The sequence below is a fragment of the Legionella pelazae genome (assembly GCF_052527395.1).
This window is the reverse complement of the sequence record NZ_JBNVZS010000019.1, coordinates 18037-34249: the sequence shown is the minus strand read 5'-3', so window position 1 is coordinate 34249 and position 16213 is coordinate 18037. Positions and strand designations below refer to the sequence as shown.

Genomic DNA, 16213 nt, shown 5'->3' with positions numbered 1-16213 from the left:
CATCAACGCCTTACGTATAATAAAATCTAATGTCATATCTTACTCTGCTAATTATTTAATAATCTAGTAACTTTGATTGTTTTTAACGAATAGAAACATTTTGGTGCTTAAGTTGTAAATATATATGTTTTTGGAATCAACTAATGATTATTCTTAACATAAGTAATGTGCTAAAATTTATGTCTATTTTATGAGTTAATTTACTATTATCTAGCTCTAATCCTTATTTCAAGCTTAGCTTAGTTACAAGTGACTTTTATATAAATATCACACAGCCTTATCCACAGAAATTGTGAATAATATGTTGCAGCGCGAAATGCTTTACATCAATAAAACTTAGTAATTAATTTGGCCCCTGTCTAAGCCAACATTCTTTTACCAAGCCCTACAGCTTCTAAGCAGCTTGATAAGTATACAAGCCATACTCTAACTCTGAAATAATATTTTCAAGCATAATAAGTTCAGATTGTAATTGTTCATAAACCTGTTGCTGTATATTAATATCCTTATGCCCTTTAGGTAATGATTCCATTGTTTCACAGAGTTTTTCAAATTGTTGACTAATACTTAACCGCAATACATCCGCTTTATCCTGGAGTTGATTTAATTGTCGTGTTTTTTCTCTACGTTTATCAGGTCCTTTTTTAAATGCTGGAGCGAGTTCCTGATTAAGAGCCATAATATCCTTTGTAAGGCTAAACGCTTCTTCCTCTAATTGATTGAGTTGCCGTTTGATAGAATCTAGTAAAGCTTTTTTATCAATACCCTTCTGTTGCTCTTGTAGAGCTAGCTCTAAATATCTTTTTTCACTGTGGATAGATCGTTGAATGTTCCCTAATGCGTTTTGCTTTTGTTTAAGCAAACGGCTTTTTTCGGAATGAGAAGTCATTAAAGAGGAGGCGTCTTGCTCAGTTTTATCAATTGTTAGCTTGTCTGAGGCCTGTTTAAAGTATTGACCGTAATCAGCGTGATTATAAAAGCCCTTCGGTGTACGCCAACGTTTTTCACGCAAAAGCTTAGCAATAATTTGCACCTTATGCTGGATAGTTTTTACCTTCTTTAACTGCTGTTGATTAGTTAACGTAAAAATAATTTCTGCAAAGGTTTGTTCCGGTGATGAAAAGTGAACTTGATGCTCACGACTTAAATTACACATCATGCCCTTAATGTAATTTTTTGTTTGCTTCCCTACTCTCTTCCCTATTAGCTTTTCAATTTTATAGGTCGGGTAAAGTGGTTGATTGTTAAGAGGCTTAGGTAAGTCGTCCACATTTTCTTTAAAACTAACTGTACTGTTAACTAGATAATTATGATCTTTTTCTTTATTTATAAATACCGACTTTTTGTCTTTTTCGATCTCGCCATCTTGATCTAAAAAAGAGCAATGAGTTAGATTCGAGTTATTAGACTTTGTAATTTCAGTTTTTATCTGAAGCAAATCGAGCAGTTTTTGTGTTACCCGGATATAAAGGCGTTTCGTGACGCGAAAGCCCTGTTTAGTCGACGCACTAAGCTTGCAGGTACGCTCAATTAATCCTTTTTGTTCAAATTCTTCCATGTAGCGACTAATGGAGCGTTCTGATAAAGATAAGTCTTTAGCCATTTGAGTTAAGGTCCTGGTAAACCAAATCTCGCCATCATTAAGGGTATATTTGGATATTTGCCACCAGAAAATACATTTATCTAAAAAGACTGCTTTATTATGGCTTTTGGTGTAGTCAACCAACCTACCAAAATGAGCATGGAAAATTGAACAAAGGTTCCCCATAGATAATTTCCTTATCTTTGTTGTTTTTTTAAGGGAACGTAGCTACAATAAAAAATGATTGTTTAAAAATTAAATAGAAACCTATTTAATTTTTAGTTTAACTTAGCTTGCGTTCCGAGCTTGGTTATTAAAGTTCTGAGGAGTCTGCCAACTCTTCAGAACTCTGTTTTTATCTTTATCCTGTTATCTTTTCATATCAATCGCCTCTTATACTAAGTCAATTATTCTTAGTAAAAATTTTTTCCTACTGTCTGTAATTAAATTGCCATTTAATGTAGATACTATAGCCTAATTTTGATTTGTCAAACCTTTAATCCTATTGATATTATTGATTTTTTTATAAAAAGAGACACAAAAATTCACTTATTTACCTTTCGATAAAAGACACATTAATTATTGTTTTTTAATAAAATAAGAGACACAGTAATTGAATTCCAGTCGCCTTCATAAGAGACACAGTAATTTTTTATAAATTTTTTATAAGAGACACACTTACTGTTTTCTTCCCTGCTTTATAAGAGACACAGTAATTGCTTTATAAAGCATTTATAAGAGACACAGTGATTGCTAATCAATATTTTCAATAAGAGACACATTTAAAAATTAAATATGCCTCACAATAAGAGACACAATAATAATTATTTATAAATGAAAAATAAGAGACACAGTAATTGCTTTTATAAATTATTTATCAGAGACACAGTAATTGCTTTTATAAATTATTTATCAGAGACACAGTAATTATTGCAACAATTATAATACTTAACTTATCTAGTTTTAAAATAAAACGAACAGCATATTGTAAAAGCTATTTAAGCCATTGATTATAAATTTTTAGTTTATCTTATAAAGCCCCTTAGATTATAAAAATAAAAATCCATAAGAGACACAGTAATATCAATATAAATATTTATCAGAGACACAGTAATTTAATTTACGTTAAAAGTATAAGGGACACAACTTTATGGAATACAAGGATAAAATAAAAGACACAGTAATTATTAAATTTAAATTAAATAAGGAGATACAGTAATTACAAAATAATAAATTTAGATAAGAGACACAATAAATAGTTTTTTTAAATTTGGATAAGAGACACACTAATATTAATTCTCTTAAACTGCCAAGCAGACATTAACTAATTCATTTTTTATTATACAGAGACACACTAATATTATGGATAAGGTAGTATAAGAGACACATTAACTAGTCCTTTAAGTAAAACATAAGAGACACACTAATGAAATGCCAGCTGCATAATAAGGGACACATTAATTTATTAATATTCACAAAAATAAGAGACACATTATTTTATGAAAAAAAATTTAATTTTTTTTAATTTTATTAAGTTTTGAAATTTTCTTTTACAGTACAGAAATTAAATAATTCAACGTTTTTTATTAAATTAATCGTTTTTCGTTGACAAAGGGCGGACTGGGGTTTAATTTTAATATTAAGAATAATTCTGAGAATAATAATGAAAACAATAAGCGCTAGGGATTTTTCTGCAATAATTAATGTCTCACCACATCTAATCTATAAATTAATTAAAGATAATGATTTAGAAGTTATTCCTATTGCAAATAGAAAGGTTTTACCTGCGTCAACAGCTAGAGAAATTTTAGAGCTAAGAGGATTTAATTTCAAACCTAGTAAACGGCCAACAATAATAAATATTTTTGGAATGAAGGGAGGAATTGGAAAAACTTCTCTAGCTACAGCGATAGCTGAAGGAGCGAGTAGATTAGGATTTCGTGTTTTGGCTGTAGATTTAGACATGCAGGCAAATTTAACTCAATCATTTAATATGAAGAAACATGGGCAGCCTGTTATAGTGCACGTGTTAAATAAACAAAAAAAACTACGTGAGATTATTAAAGAGGTTACCCCTTACCTTCATTTACTACCATCTTCTTTAGATAATTCACAAGTAGAGCAGGTTCTTGGTTCGCAAACAATAAATGCTGCTGGGTATTTTAAAAACTTATTTTCAGAACTAGAAAAAAATTACGATCTTATAATTTTAGATTGTCCACCTTCAATAAATAAGATAACTTCTTGTGCAGCATGTTATGCAACTACAAATTTAATCCCTTTAAATGCAGATATCGATTCTTTTGATGGGGTAATAATGTCTGTATCAGAGATTATTCAAATTCAAGAGTCCTTCAAAGATTTTAATATAGAAATAGATTATAAAATTATTTTTAATAAATATGATGCGCGTGAGAAATTAAGCTTAACTATTATGGGAGAAGTAGCTAATAGGGACGAACTCAGAGAGAATTTATTACCTATAGTAGTCAGAACTAATACCGCTTTTAAAAATACTAAGGCTGATGGTGAATATATATTTGATCTAAAAAACTCTACCGCAAAAGAAGATTGTTGGAGTTTAATCTCAGAAATTACAGGAATTAGCTCGTGGTTAGAAACTAAAACTAATAAAAAAAATGAAGTATTGAAGAAAGAAGCTGCTGCTGTTTAATAATACACTAGGAACCGATGGGAATGAAGATAGAGGATATATTAAAAAAGCAGCGTGAGAAAGGCTTAGAACTTACTAGGCTTAAAGCCTCTACTTTATCTATTGAAGAATATACGCGGGATAAAAATTCACCTAGACCTTATCACATTGATAAGGTTACTAAAATTACTACAGTGAATGAGAAAAAGAAAAAAAACTCCTCGCCTAGTATTGAAAAAACAAAAAGAGCTAAGAAATTACCCTTAGAACAAAAAATAATTCATCCCATCAATAATGAAAATTTAAAAGTAGGAAGAAAATTAAAGCCTGTATTTGATTATGTTGATTTAGTTGGAAACTCTAAATTAATTGTTGATGAAATATTAAGACGCTGTCTAATTACAAACTCCGATTCTACTGGTTTCATTGAAAAAAAAGAGTTCAGTGACATAGTCGGAGTTACAATTGGCTCTATAAAAACTACTTGTGTTCGTCTAAAAGAGAAAAAGGTAATTGAAGATTTTAAAGCTACCAAAGGAAGAAAATCGAAGTGGAAATTTATTCTATCAAGCCGAATTATAGAGCAGGCTCGTAAAATACGAGAGAGTTAATTCTTATTGCCTTATAACAATAAAAAAGTAATCCCTTACTTCATAGGCTAAGTTAACTGTTTCTTTCAAAAATAATAAACAACAAGCAATAACACTATAAAATTATAATTTTAAAACCTAGATTTAAATTGAATATGAGCAGCTTTGCTCCAGTTGTTGAAAAGTATATCTAAGAAAATCAAAAGTTTTTTGATAAATACCATTAGTGTTTGATTCTCTAGGCCCAGCGACATTTAATATCTTTATATCATTTTGCTTAATAAACTCCTGTATATTAGAAAAGTTTTCTTCCTCAGATTGTGAAATGTCGATGATAAGATATGGTTTTCCCTGTACTGAAGCTTCACTGATTGTAAATGCAGTGCCGCCGTCTTTAAGAAAAGGTAATTTAGGTACAATAATTAAGGTTCCATCAGAATCCTTTATATTAGCTTTTGTGCTTGCAACATAATTTTCCTTATCAGTATTAAAATTTCCCGTAATCTCTATTTTATTAGTAAAATCGTGGATAACGCCCGTTCGCTCATCAAGGAGTTTTTCTCCAGCGCGGTATGCGCTAGCGGCAACAATACTTCGTCCTTGAGAACGTGAAATAATTTGAGCGCTAAAACGATAGATGGCCATGTCCTTATACCAAATGGAAGATTTAAAAAGTGTTACTCCTAATTTTGCTGTGTCAGCATAGCAAAGTGTGTGTTTTAGAACAATGTATAAGCGCGCATTTTATTTTTCGGCGATAGTTTATTTTTTTGCCAACCCTTATTTCTTAATTTACTTTTTAACTTTAACCTCACCAATAAAATCGTTAAACTAGGGGTTTAATAGTGGTGAAGGATTATCATGCCTACTAAAAATAATCGACTAGAGCAACTTAAACAAAAACAAGAACAACTAAGGGCGCAAATCCAGAAACTTGAATCCCTAGAAAAATCACGTGAGCGAAAGAGAGATATCAGACGCAAAATTCTTATTGGCTCTTATTTTCTTGATAAAGCAAATGAAGAGGGTACGCTCTTTGATTTGTACCTTGAGATAGATAAATACATCAAACGAAATGCAGACAGAGAATTATTTCATTTAGAACCTACTCAAGAGTCCGTCACTGAAGATATTAAAACGGTTAAATAAAATCAATCATGCCAATCACCTTTTCTGATGATGACAAAGAATTGATTCGATTAATTGACTTTCAAGTGGGGCAATTAATTGAAAAACAAACACCAGACCATGTCATTATAACGACCTTGTTTGATTTTATTCCGGATGTGAAATGTTTGGTAAATGCAACCTGTGAAAAACAATTAGAATTATATAGTAGCGAATACCAGCACTTTAATTATTTTCTGCAGTTGATTAGTTAAGCTTTTAAAGCTTCCTATAATAAGGAAATTTACTCGAGGTGATCTTAAGAAGTTAAGTAGTTTTAAGTCATATCTTTATTTTACAAATTTTTAAACTCTCTTATTGTTAATCTACACTATAGTTAAACAATCTTGATTTTATTGTTTATGGAGTCATCGAATTATTTACTCGGTAAAACGAACTTCGACGTGTTTGCCCATGGCCTTAGCGGTGCTAACAAGTGCTTTTAAACTAATATTAGTTTGCGTAGGATCAAGTAGTCTGTCTAATTGTGAGCGACTTGTTTTCATACGTTTTGCAAAAGTTTGTTTTGTTATTTGATGACTTTCTAAGTACTGTTTAATTTGCCAGGCAATAACGCGTTTTAGTGCTTCAGCGCTAGTTTCTGTAAGTAATCCTTCCTCATCTAAGAACTCATCAAAAGAACTACCGATATGTTGATTCATTTCACTTTCTCCTAGCTATTTAAAACGTGATCACGTCTTACTTTGGCAATCTCTAAGTCGCTACTGGGTGTCTTTTGGGACTTCTTAATAAACCCATGTAAGAGCACCATCGTTTCACCTTTTACTGTAAATAGAATTCGGGCAATTTCTTTATTCATTAAATGGCAACGAACTTCCTATAAATTTTTATCAAGTTTCCGCACTAAAGGCATGCCTAAAGGCCAACCAAATTCAACTGTTTTAATGTCTTGGCCTCTAATTACCTTATTCTCTTTAGAAAGGGTTTTTAACCACTCTCTAACTGGCTCATTTCCTTGGGCGGACTTATAAAAATTAACAGTAATTATCTTCATGTTTAATTGTACCATATTTGGTACATAAATCAAATCTATGTACCTTTTAAAGAGCTTAGAAAAGATACAGAAACCTTTAAAGAAAATAACCGTCCACTTAGAAATCACCTTGAACATTTTGATGAACGTCTTATTTCAAAAGCTAGCCACTCAAATGCTTCTTCTTTGAGATTTGTTCATTCCAGTAAACGAAGTGAATATGCAATTGGCTCTTCCGAAACAAATTATCTGCGAACTATTATTTACGACAAAGGCATCTATTCAATAGCGGGTCATGACTACTGTCTTAATTTTATGTTAAATGAGTTAAATAGTTTATGTCGTTATATTATCGCGGAGGAACCTTTTTTCTTGGAATATTATAAAGATTTATTTAACTAATTTAATTCTCAAATCTAATCTATAATGTTTAATTTATCTACTGGTTAGATAGTCTAGGTATTGCTTATCAATGCTAATAAACAATAATAATTTATCAAACTTATAGGTTATATTATTTATAATCCCATTGCTCTTTCAAGATTGTTTTTTTATTTTGCTATTTTCTTAACTTCATTAGTAATTTTACAAAGCTCAATTTTAAACAATAGCCAAAATTTGAATTTAATTAGAAATTAATATTTCTAATAGTTCTTAAATATGGCTTATGGTAAATTACGCCGGCTTTTAAAATATTCGTGATGACAAAAAAAGAAATTTTCTTTCTAGGATGATTGAACTGAGGAATGCTTCATGAGAGAAAAAAAAGAGGGCAATTTACAGAAAAAGCCCTTTCAAAACATTGCAACTATAATGAAGCTGGAGATAGATTCTTATGGTGAGTTAATACAATCACTTCCAGCAAAAGTGCGAAAAATTATTATTAATGAATTGGATAACAGGCCCATTATTGAACGCGCTGAATTGCTTTGCAAAGAATTATCTGGACATGCAATGGTAGGTTTAAACTTAGAAGAATCTCGAACTTTATTTTTGGCAGCATTAAGAAATTTAAGAGATAAAAAAATATCTGTAAATCAATTAGCGACTCTACACATCCTTGATTCAGCAATTCGTACTTTATATGTATCGCCTATGGTCTATTTTATTCATAAGTATGTAAATGGTGATGGTCAGCTTACAAGAACAATTAACACCTTTATTTTAATGAATTTAAAAGGCATGCCAACTTCTGTTAAACGTTATCAATATAACGCTCTTATTTTACCTAAGGAGGGCATGTCAGTCTCTGATTTACCCTGGCGAATGCAAAAACCTTTAATGCAACGTTTCTTTAATTTTAATAATGCTGAGTGGGAGGCGTTTTGCAAAGAAATGGTGAAAGCGCCTTTAACAGAGCAATTCTTTTATATTTTAGTTGCCCCTGAAGAGGGATGTTGGTCAAGTATTATTGCCGATATACAAAAAGTATTAAAGTGTATGCGTGTATTAGATTGGCTAGTTGAATCCAAAAATGAAGGGCTCATAGAAGAAAAGATAATGCTTGTGCCAAGTTTTACTATATTTCAAGCAGCAATTAATACTAAAGCAAAAACATTAGGTCGAAAACCCGTAGAATTAATTCCTACCTATGGTTATATTGAAGCAGAACATTATACTAACTTAAAATCTTTTGGAAAAATTGCCATGGCTATGTATTTACCAGAAGAAAATATTTATGAAAGATATAATAATACTCAGAGTGAGTTCAGAACTAATATTGATGGCCATAATAGGGAAACTGCCTTTGCTGGTGCTATTCACGATGTATATCACGCGATGCGCGAAATGGCTATGTCAGAGAATGTTGCTAAAGCTAGAATGCGTCTAGCGTTTATAGCTAAGCATCATCCAAAAAATAAACTAAATTCTGAAAGTCGTTCAGTGGATGAAATTCTAGTGGATGGAGAATTAATTTATTCGTATCCTCCGAAGGCCGATACCATGTTTGATCCAGAATATCGACCAGATCGCGCGGAATCGTTTGGTGATTTATTTTATAATACTGCTTTAAGATTTGCTTTGCATGAAGATTTAAAGCGGGCGTTCATTGAAGATATGGTTATAAATAAAGAAGAATGGCAAAGGCAATATAAATTGGGTAAATTAGACTTAAGAGAAAACGATCAGAAAATCTTTGATGAAATAGAATCACAGCAACTTAAAAAGTTAGAAAATGATAAGGGAGTTAGTTTTAGTTTTATACGCGCGATGAATAAATTTGGGTTTTTAAGAAGTAATTCTCAAAAAAGTTCAGATTTACATTCCTCTTCAAATAATGTGTATGAATTTATTTAATAGCACAAGCTCTCATAAGTTTTAAAGCGTTATTACTTTGGAGAGCTTTATATAAGTAGTTTTTGGATAAGGCTTATTCATCCACAAATTGTATAGTAAGATATAAGATAAAAAAATAATTGCAGCAGATAGTTTCAGCGCCAACAAGTATATTGCTAAGTCTGGTCGGCTTGTTTATTAGACCTAATTGTTAATCGGCCGCAAGCCACTACATTTTTTATAGTTAAACAGAAAGTAAAATGATTTATTATTTATCCTAATTTATTTTTTTAATTTGTGTATTTACATATTTAGAAAAAATTACGCATTTATTGATTAAATATTGATCTATAGTTTAATGTTTTAAACAGAATTAATGAAGATAATATGCCTAGCCCAGAACAGTATTTTGATGAATTACCTAATTCTTTAAGACGTGTATTTTTAACGCCCGAACAAGTTTCTATGTCAAAATTAATAGAAGCTTCTGGGCTTAAAAATGGAAAAATTTCTCAAGCCGAGTTAATTAGGGCTCTCGATAGAAAAAATATTAAAGTGACGGTAAAGGATATAGCATTTGTTGGTATGATAGAAAAAATTTTGGATAACCAAAATCAAAATAATTTTACTATGTAACTAGAGTAGTTGGAATTTAACTTACTAAATATACTCTAATTAATTCTCTCTGTATTATTAGGTCTTCAAGAGCCATCAACGCGGCACGTTGGACCATAAAGTCGTAGGTGGCTAATTATCCTTTTTTTGGTTAGGTCTGAATCAAGTATTTATTAGGTTCTTTAGATGTAGTAGATCCAAACTATAAGGTTGCCGAAGCGCCTTTAATATTTTGTAGTTCACGCATAAACCGTAATAGATAAGCCTTATATAATTTAAAGCTAAAGTCGTGAGTTCTACTCAGTTGTATAGGATAATTTATAATGATTAATGCTCATCTACAGATAAATTTAATTAGTCCATACAATCCATATAAATTGCACGTTTCTTTAGTTATAAATTGTAAAATTTAATGCTCATAATTTTTGTACTAAAAACAATATCTATTTTTTAATCATTTTTTAGATAAATTCAATGCTAATCATTATTTATTTTAGTCTTAACTATAGTAAAAAATTGATAAAAAATATTGAAAAATTAAGGGGTTATTGATAATATTGAAAGGTAATTTGGTCGTGATATTAAGCTGCGCAAACAACTCAATATCACTTATCATCAACACTATTGGAGTAGTGCTAATGACTCGTTTTAATGTAGCAAAAATTTTTTCCCCTATCAAATCCTTTCTCACGCGCTCTAAAAGGCAGCATCTTTATTTAAAGTCTCTTGAACGCGACTATATCAAACAATCAGACGAGCTTTTACGGTTAAAGCGCCATTTAAACCAAGCTTAATTTTTTTCTTCTTTACTGATATAAACAAGGATTTAATCATGTTATCTATTACATCTGTGCAAGTAGCAGAAAATCAGCGTCTAAATTTTTTACCACAGCATTTTGGGAAATGGTATTTAATGGCTGAACAAGGTGTTTACAAGGTGCTAAGACAATTTTGTGAATCTTATCAAGGCGCTTATGGCACTTTTACGAGCTAAGTAATAAAAGTATTTATATGGCGCTTGATTTAGATGAGCCATTAAATCTTTATGTGCCAGAAAATGGCTATCAAGGGCAGGTTAGTGCGGATGCCGCAGGTATTATTGCAACTTTTTATACCTTAAATTATCTTTACTATACAAATCGGTCAGATCTTTATCACTTGTTACTTAACTATGCGCATCAACATCCTGAAAGGCGTAAAATAGCAGGGGCCATTGATTGCAGGCAAGCTCTCCTATTATGGGAGAGCAACTTAAATTTTAAACGTATATTTTGATAAAATACTACCCAAATTATCACATTTATGCTATAAAATACTATGAAAATAAAATTTTATCAAAAACAGTCTGGCAAAAACCCGGTGGCGGAATTCCTAAATGATTTGCCGGCAGATGAGATAGCACGAATTGCTGGATGTTTAAAAAATGTTGAAGAACTTGGTTTTGATAGTCCAAGAGTGCAGTTTAGGCAAATAAAAGGGTCACTTTGGGAAATCAAAATTAAAACGTCACACAGTGGCTATCGGTTTTTTTATGTTTGTATTAAAAAAACAATTATTGTGCTTTTGCATGCTTATAAAAAGCAGTCGCAAAAAGCACCAAAGCAAGAAATTGAACTTGCTGAAAAACGAATGATGGAGGTATACGATAATGAAAGCACTTACCTTGAATGAATTTATTGATAGTAAAATGCATGATGATAAGTTTGCAAAGCATTATGAGCGAGAAAAGATTATTAACAACATTGCTGTGATGATTGCTAGCGCACGCAAAGAGCGCCATATGACTCAATCAGAACTTGCAGAAAAGATTGGGACAAGGCAATCGGTTATTTCTCGCCTTGAAAGCGGCAATAGTTCATTTATTCCTTCATTGGAAACCCTAGTTAAAGTTGCTGATGCCCTTAACATGCACTTAAAATTGCAATTGCAGGCCTAGGGGCTTGTTTTCTTTACAAATATCCTAATCAAGAAAGGTTGTGTTTAAGGGTTGAAATTGATAGCGTAGCCTAGTCTGATAATTAGTATTAATTGACATGGAATAAAAGACATGGACACTTTAAAAATAAATTTAAATCCGCTCATTATAAATAGAATTAGCTCAGCACTAACTCTATTAAAAGGTAATTTCCTTAAGATTGCCTTTCTAATATTCTCTGTTTGGTATTTCTATCAAATTCATTTAGATGTTCTAGAGCATGCTTCAGATAAATATATTTCAATCTCCCAAGCGTTAGAGTCAGTAAATTCGACTTTTCTTATAAATCAAACTGCTTGTAATGCAGCGCTAGAGAACATAAAGAAATCAAAGAGTTCTTAAATTTTTTGTTTGAAAAGCATATTGGGCCTAATTCAATGAGCTAAAGAGGGCTCGTAGAAGTAAGGAATTGCAAATGTCTTATAAGCATCTAAATTTCGCACAATGTTGTAAAATTTCAGCTTTTTGGAAAGTGGGGTATTTGCAAAAAGACATAGCCAGAGAAATCGGCGTTAGTCCGTCAACGATTTCAAGAGAATTAAAAAGAAATAGACGATGGAATTATGTGTATTGCCCGGACCAGGCAGCGTCCTCTTATAAACTAAGACGTAAGAACTCCAGAAAACCAAAAAAATTTACTGAAGCCACTTGGGATTTCATTAAAGAGAAACTCCAGATTGAATGGAGTCCAGAACAAATTAGTGGTTATGAGAGACGCCATGGTCTCTTTGAAATTAGTCATGAACGAATATACCAATATATTTGGCTGACAAAACTGCTGGTGGTAAACTGTATCTACATTTACGATGTAGTAAAAAAAGATATCGTAAGCGATACGGGAGTCTTAAAAGGACTCACTCAATCAAAAACAGAATATTTATTGATAATAGACCTGAGGTTGTTAATCAAAAATCACGCCTAGGAGACTGGGAGATTGATACGATTATTGGTAAAATGGATAATGCTGCAAGCTTTGATTTCTTAGCCCCTCTCTTTCCTGATAGGCAGTTTGTTGCTGTTGATTATCCGGGTACAGGATTTTCCAGCTCCTATCCAGAAGGCGTAATGCCAAATTGGGAAAATGATGCTTATCTCATGTTGCATTTAATAAAAATATTAAAATGGGAATCTTTCGATATTATTGCTCATTCACTAGGCTCTCTACTAGCTACAAAGATAGCAATTGCTAGGCCACAGCAAGTAGCTCACATGATATTTCTTGATATCTTAGGGCCAACAGTAAACTTTATGGAAAAAAGAATAGATTATTTTTTACACGATATGAAAATTTATTTGTCCTGCGACACTAGCAATCGTATGCTATTTGTTGATCAGGAAGCGGCAATCCGAGGTAGGATGACCATTGGAAATATCAGCTTTCAAGCAGCCCAAGCTTTAGTTTTTCGAGGAACAACTAAAGGTAAAGATGGATGGTATTAGATTTTTGATAAACGATTACGCTGTGTAAGTTCTACACTACCCGGTGAAGATGAATTAAGACAAATGTTTAACGCTATTGAAGTACCTATATGCCTTATTCGGGCCAAGCAAGGTGTTTTTTATCCAGAGGATGTATTTCATAGTAGATTGCAATGCCTAAGAGATCTAACTGTATATGAAATTTGCGGCGGGCATCATGTCCATATGGATAACCCAGTTCCAGTAGCTAATCTCATTGCTAATTTTTTTAATTTTAAATTTAAAATCTAAGATGTTATTTGACAATTTTGTACAAAACATGAGGCTTTAAAATAGAATCATCACATAGCTTAGGATGTAAAAAATCATCCTTTGGATCATGAGTTAGCCCTATTTTTTCCATAACTCTAATTGAATTTTTATTAATTTTCGCGGTAAATGAAACAACTAAATCCAAATTATATGTTTCGAATGCAGCCTTTAAAACTATACTCGCTGCTTCAGGAGCAAATCCATTCCCCCAGTGCTTATCACTTAACCTCCAACCTATTTCAATTACTGGATTTTTAATTTTACTTAAACACGGGATTGAAAAACCAACTTCATTTAAGCCTACAAACCCGATAAGTTCATTAGTATCTTTTCTTTCAACTGCATATAAGCCAAAACTATATTTTTTAAAATGATTTTTAATTTTATTTATTAATTGCAGAGTATCGTCATAAGTTGACAACCGTGGAAAAAATTCCATTACTTTAGGAGAAGAACTGATTTCTGCCATTATGTCTGTATCACTAGAACACCAATCTCGTAAAAATAACCTTGGTGTTTCTAAATGGATATTCATAACTACACCATTAATAAATTAACAATTATACAGGATATATTTTTATAGTGTGTTTTTGGGACACTTTTATAACATTTATCCTCTATCTTAATTAAATTTAATTTGAAATATACATTAAAGATGTAGCCTTGAGGAAACTAAGTGACACTTAGGACTTGCTCCTTTGAATCTGCACCCAGGCTTGGTTAAATTTAGTGATAGAATCAATATCTTACCAAATTAAAATTTTTGCTATCTTTGATTTCTTTGAAATGTTGTAATGCGTTCTATTTCGTTATGGTCAATAATAAAGACAAACTTTAAATTTCCATCTACTTCTTTTATACAATATGAAATATCAAAGTCCACTAAAGGATTTGTATAACAATCTATAAGACTCCATTTAAGATTTGCTATGCAATGATTTGATTTAAAATTAACTATTTCAAATCTTATTAATTTACAGGCATCCGCTCCCAATTTTTTATAGCCCTCAAAGGACTTTGCCAAATTAATTTGGAATTTATAATCATTTTCAATGTACCAATAATCTTTTTGCGTAGACAATACAAACTGATTATGGAAATGTGATGCAATATTTTCTATATCTGTTCTCAGTACAGCATCTGCATATCCATTTATAAAATTTTGAACTTTGGATTTTTTCATAACTAATTTCTTGAACAATTTTTATTATAGTTTACAGCTTGTTACAGGAGGGATGAACAAATTGATTAATATTTCAAGTTATGGAAAAGAACATATGTTTTTGGGATAAAATTTATTATGCTAATTGTGATAGATAATCGATTGCTAATTGTGATAGATAATCGATTAGAAATTATACGTATTTAAGGTCAATAATTACTACTATCTTAGATAGAGCTCTGCAATAAGTCATGTACGTAATAATTAAATTATAGTTTGAAGCGTTATGGCAACCTATTTACTTTAAATTCATTAAAGTCACTATATAGACATTCATGAAGTTGCTTGTCATGTGTAACCCATATTTCTTGTATGAATTCGTTCTCAAATGAAACTATACCTACTGGCGACATAATTTCAGTTAATAGATGAAATACACATTGTGCGTAAATCTCACTCGAAGCTCTTGGTTCAGTTTTAGGATATCCAGATACATTAACAAGAATTTTATCATTGTCTAAGGTAATAACTTGATCATGCTTACTTCCAAGTACATTACCACCATTACTAATAGCAAGATCTACTATAACTGCTTTAGGAGGTAAGCGATCTAAGCTGGTTTTATCTATAAGTAAAGGTGCTTTTTTTCCAGCTTCTCTCGCTGCAGTAATAACAATATTTGAATCATTTAGATAAGCTTTAATAAACTGCTTTTGCTCGTTTACTGTTTCCGGTAGGACATAATAAGTAGCTCCAGCTGCTTCTAACTCTTTTCGTAAGCCCTCTTTCCTACCAAATATTTGTACTTTAATTCCATATTTTATTCCCTCAAAAGCTGCGCTTAGGCCAGCAGCACCTGCACCTATAATTGTTAGTGTTATATTTTTTTCTCTATTACAATGCTTTAATGCATCTTTAAGAGCTAATCTTCCAGCAATACGGCTCATAGCTGCTTGGGCATTTTTCTTATCATGTATAGATAATCTTTTAAACAAATCAAATGAAAGTGTCGTCAAATTTAGTGCTTGCCAGGAAGCAATATGAGTATCGGCAACAAATGGAAATAGAAATCCCAGCATTGCAGTATTAGGATGGTATAACGATTTTTCTATCAGTTCTCGTTCTTTACTTGGCCGTAAGACCCTAACAATGAATGTGTTAGCGGGAAATCCAGATTCAGAAAGAAAAAATAGTTCGGCACCAGCCTGAATATATTCAGCATTAGTAAATCCTGCATTTAATCCAGCGTCCTCTTCAACTAAAATTCGATAACCTTTCTGAGTTAATTGCGCTACAATATGTGGTGTTAAAGCAACTCGTTTTTCATACTCACGCGTCTCTCTGACAACAAGGATTTGCTTAAAATACATGATGCTTGCTCAATTTTTAGTTTTTACTAAATCAAAGAATTTAGCAACCTTAGATTCTACTCTTTCATAAAAAGAATTAAATTTTCATGTAAGTATA

The 16213-nt window shown here is 31.6% G+C and carries 22 protein-coding genes and 1 pseudogene; 15 read left to right on the top strand and 8 right to left on the bottom strand.

Annotated features, from left to right (window positions below; genetic code table 11):
• Nucleotides 1-394: 394 nt before the first annotated feature.
• The gene (locus ACQUW5_RS14580; protein WP_444991999.1) at nt 395-1768 is read right to left on the bottom strand and encodes a hypothetical protein; all 1374 of its coding nucleotides are present in this window, start codon (nt 1766-1768) and stop codon (nt 395-397) included.
• 1477 nt (nt 1769-3245) lie between these two features.
• Between ACQUW5_RS14580 and ACQUW5_RS14575 the strand changes: the two genes are divergently transcribed.
• The gene (locus ACQUW5_RS14575) at nt 3246-4256 is read left to right on the top strand and encodes a ParA family protein (RefSeq protein ID WP_444991998.1); all 1011 of its coding nucleotides are present in this window, start codon (nt 3246-3248) and stop codon (nt 4254-4256) included.
• 17 nt (nt 4257-4273) lie between these two features.
• Complete coding sequence (locus tag ACQUW5_RS14570; protein ID WP_444991997.1) at nt 4274-4846, top strand: hypothetical protein; 573 nt, start codon at nt 4274-4276, stop codon at nt 4844-4846.
• A 123-nt stretch (nt 4847-4969) separates the two neighbouring features.
• Here the strand turns inward: ACQUW5_RS14570 and ACQUW5_RS14565 are convergent, their stop codons facing one another.
• Nucleotides 4970-5470 carry a YpsA SLOG family protein gene (locus ACQUW5_RS14565; RefSeq protein ID WP_444991996.1) on the bottom strand — a complete coding sequence of 167 codons (501 nt, stop codon included), beginning with the start codon at nt 5468-5470 and terminating at the stop codon, nt 4970-4972.
• Nucleotides 5471-5686: 216 nt separating this feature from the next.
• Between ACQUW5_RS14565 and ACQUW5_RS14560 the strand changes: the two genes are divergently transcribed.
• Nucleotides 5687-5974 carry a mobilization protein gene (locus ACQUW5_RS14560; RefSeq protein ID WP_444991995.1) on the top strand — a complete coding sequence of 96 codons (288 nt, stop codon included), beginning with the start codon at nt 5687-5689 and terminating at the stop codon, nt 5972-5974.
• Between the two features lie 8 nt (nt 5975-5982).
• On the top strand, nt 5983-6207 hold the full coding sequence (locus tag ACQUW5_RS14555) for a hypothetical protein (RefSeq protein ID WP_444991994.1): 225 nt from the start codon (nt 5983-5985) through the stop codon (nt 6205-6207).
• Nucleotides 6208-6372: 165 nt separating this feature from the next.
• Here the strand turns inward: ACQUW5_RS14555 and ACQUW5_RS14550 are convergent, their stop codons facing one another.
• The 3 genes and pseudogenes from ACQUW5_RS14550 to ACQUW5_RS14540 form a co-directional block, all read right to left on the bottom strand.
• Nucleotides 6373-6654 (bottom strand): XRE family transcriptional regulator, encoded by a 282-nt coding sequence (locus tag ACQUW5_RS14550; RefSeq protein WP_444991993.1) that lies wholly within the window; start codon nt 6652-6654, stop codon nt 6373-6375.
• An 11-nt stretch (nt 6655-6665) separates the two neighbouring features.
• A pseudogene (locus tag ACQUW5_RS14545) lies at nt 6666-6818 on the bottom strand (type II toxin-antitoxin system RelE/ParE family toxin); the annotation flags it as partial.
• Between the two features lie 12 nt (nt 6819-6830).
• Nucleotides 6831-7007, bottom strand: a complete 177-nt coding sequence (locus ACQUW5_RS14540; RefSeq protein WP_444991992.1) for a hypothetical protein — start codon at nt 7005-7007, stop codon at nt 6831-6833.
• Nucleotides 7008-7013: 6 nt separating this feature from the next.
• Here ACQUW5_RS14540 and ACQUW5_RS14535 point away from each other — a divergent pair, with 6 nt between their 5' ends.
• The 11 genes from ACQUW5_RS14535 to ACQUW5_RS14485 all read left to right on the top strand — a co-directional run bounded on the left by ACQUW5_RS14535 (nt 7014) and on the right by ACQUW5_RS14485 (nt 13563).
• The gene (locus ACQUW5_RS14535; protein WP_444991991.1) at nt 7014-7388 is read left to right on the top strand and encodes a hypothetical protein; all 375 of its coding nucleotides are present in this window, start codon (nt 7014-7016) and stop codon (nt 7386-7388) included.
• 351 nt (nt 7389-7739) lie between these two features.
• A complete protein-coding gene (locus ACQUW5_RS14530) occupies nt 7740-9284 on the top strand; it encodes a hypothetical protein (RefSeq protein ID WP_444991990.1) in 1545 nt (514 codons plus the stop codon).
• 366 nt (nt 9285-9650) lie between these two features.
• Nucleotides 9651-9899, top strand: a complete 249-nt coding sequence (locus ACQUW5_RS14525) for a hypothetical protein (protein WP_444991989.1) — start codon at nt 9651-9653, stop codon at nt 9897-9899.
• A gap of 811 nt (nt 9900-10710) precedes the next feature.
• Nucleotides 10711-10872 (top strand): hypothetical protein, encoded by a 162-nt coding sequence (locus ACQUW5_RS14520; RefSeq protein ID WP_444991988.1) that lies wholly within the window; start codon nt 10711-10713, stop codon nt 10870-10872.
• A gap of 17 nt (nt 10873-10889) precedes the next feature.
• A complete protein-coding gene (locus ACQUW5_RS14515; RefSeq protein ID WP_444991987.1) occupies nt 10890-11153 on the top strand; it encodes an antirestriction protein in 264 nt (87 codons plus the stop codon).
• 42 nt (nt 11154-11195) lie between these two features.
• Nucleotides 11196-11549: a type II toxin-antitoxin system RelE/ParE family toxin gene (locus tag ACQUW5_RS14510; RefSeq protein ID WP_444991986.1), complete on the top strand. Its 354-nt coding sequence runs from the start codon at nt 11196-11198 to the stop codon at nt 11547-11549.
• Nucleotides 11527-11814, top strand: a complete 288-nt coding sequence (locus tag ACQUW5_RS14505; RefSeq protein WP_444991985.1) for a helix-turn-helix domain-containing protein — start codon at nt 11527-11529, stop codon at nt 11812-11814. The genes ACQUW5_RS14510 and ACQUW5_RS14505 overlap by 23 nt, the downstream gene beginning before the upstream one ends.
• Nucleotides 11815-11925: 111 nt before the next feature.
• Entirely contained in the window at nt 11926-12195 is a 270-nt protein-coding gene (locus ACQUW5_RS14500; RefSeq protein ID WP_444991984.1) for a hypothetical protein, read from the top strand.
• Between the two features lie 73 nt (nt 12196-12268).
• Nucleotides 12269-12775: a helix-turn-helix domain-containing protein gene (locus ACQUW5_RS14495; protein ID WP_444991983.1), complete on the top strand. Its 507-nt coding sequence runs from the start codon at nt 12269-12271 to the stop codon at nt 12773-12775.
• A 32-nt stretch (nt 12776-12807) separates the two neighbouring features.
• Entirely contained in the window at nt 12808-13293 is a 486-nt protein-coding gene (locus ACQUW5_RS14490) for an alpha/beta fold hydrolase (RefSeq protein ID WP_444991982.1), read from the top strand.
• Nucleotides 13294-13356: 63 nt separating this feature from the next.
• The gene (locus ACQUW5_RS14485) at nt 13357-13563 is read left to right on the top strand and encodes an alpha/beta fold hydrolase (RefSeq protein WP_444991981.1); all 207 of its coding nucleotides are present in this window, start codon (nt 13357-13359) and stop codon (nt 13561-13563) included.
• Between the two features lie 4 nt (nt 13564-13567).
• On the opposite strand, the gene ACQUW5_RS14480 is transcribed toward ACQUW5_RS14485, so the two are convergent.
• The 3 genes from ACQUW5_RS14480 to ACQUW5_RS14470 form a co-directional block, all read right to left on the bottom strand.
• The gene (locus tag ACQUW5_RS14480) at nt 13568-14119 is read right to left on the bottom strand and encodes a GNAT family N-acetyltransferase (protein ID WP_444991980.1); all 552 of its coding nucleotides are present in this window, start codon (nt 14117-14119) and stop codon (nt 13568-13570) included.
• Between the two features lie 231 nt (nt 14120-14350).
• On the bottom strand, nt 14351-14767 hold the full coding sequence (locus tag ACQUW5_RS14475) for a DUF6841 family protein (RefSeq protein WP_444991979.1): 417 nt from the start codon (nt 14765-14767) through the stop codon (nt 14351-14353).
• A 263-nt stretch (nt 14768-15030) separates the two neighbouring features.
• On the bottom strand, nt 15031-16116 hold the full coding sequence (locus ACQUW5_RS14470; RefSeq protein ID WP_444991978.1) for a Rossmann-fold NAD(P)-binding domain-containing protein: 1086 nt from the start codon (nt 16114-16116) through the stop codon (nt 15031-15033).
• Nucleotides 16117-16213 lie beyond the last annotated feature (97 nt).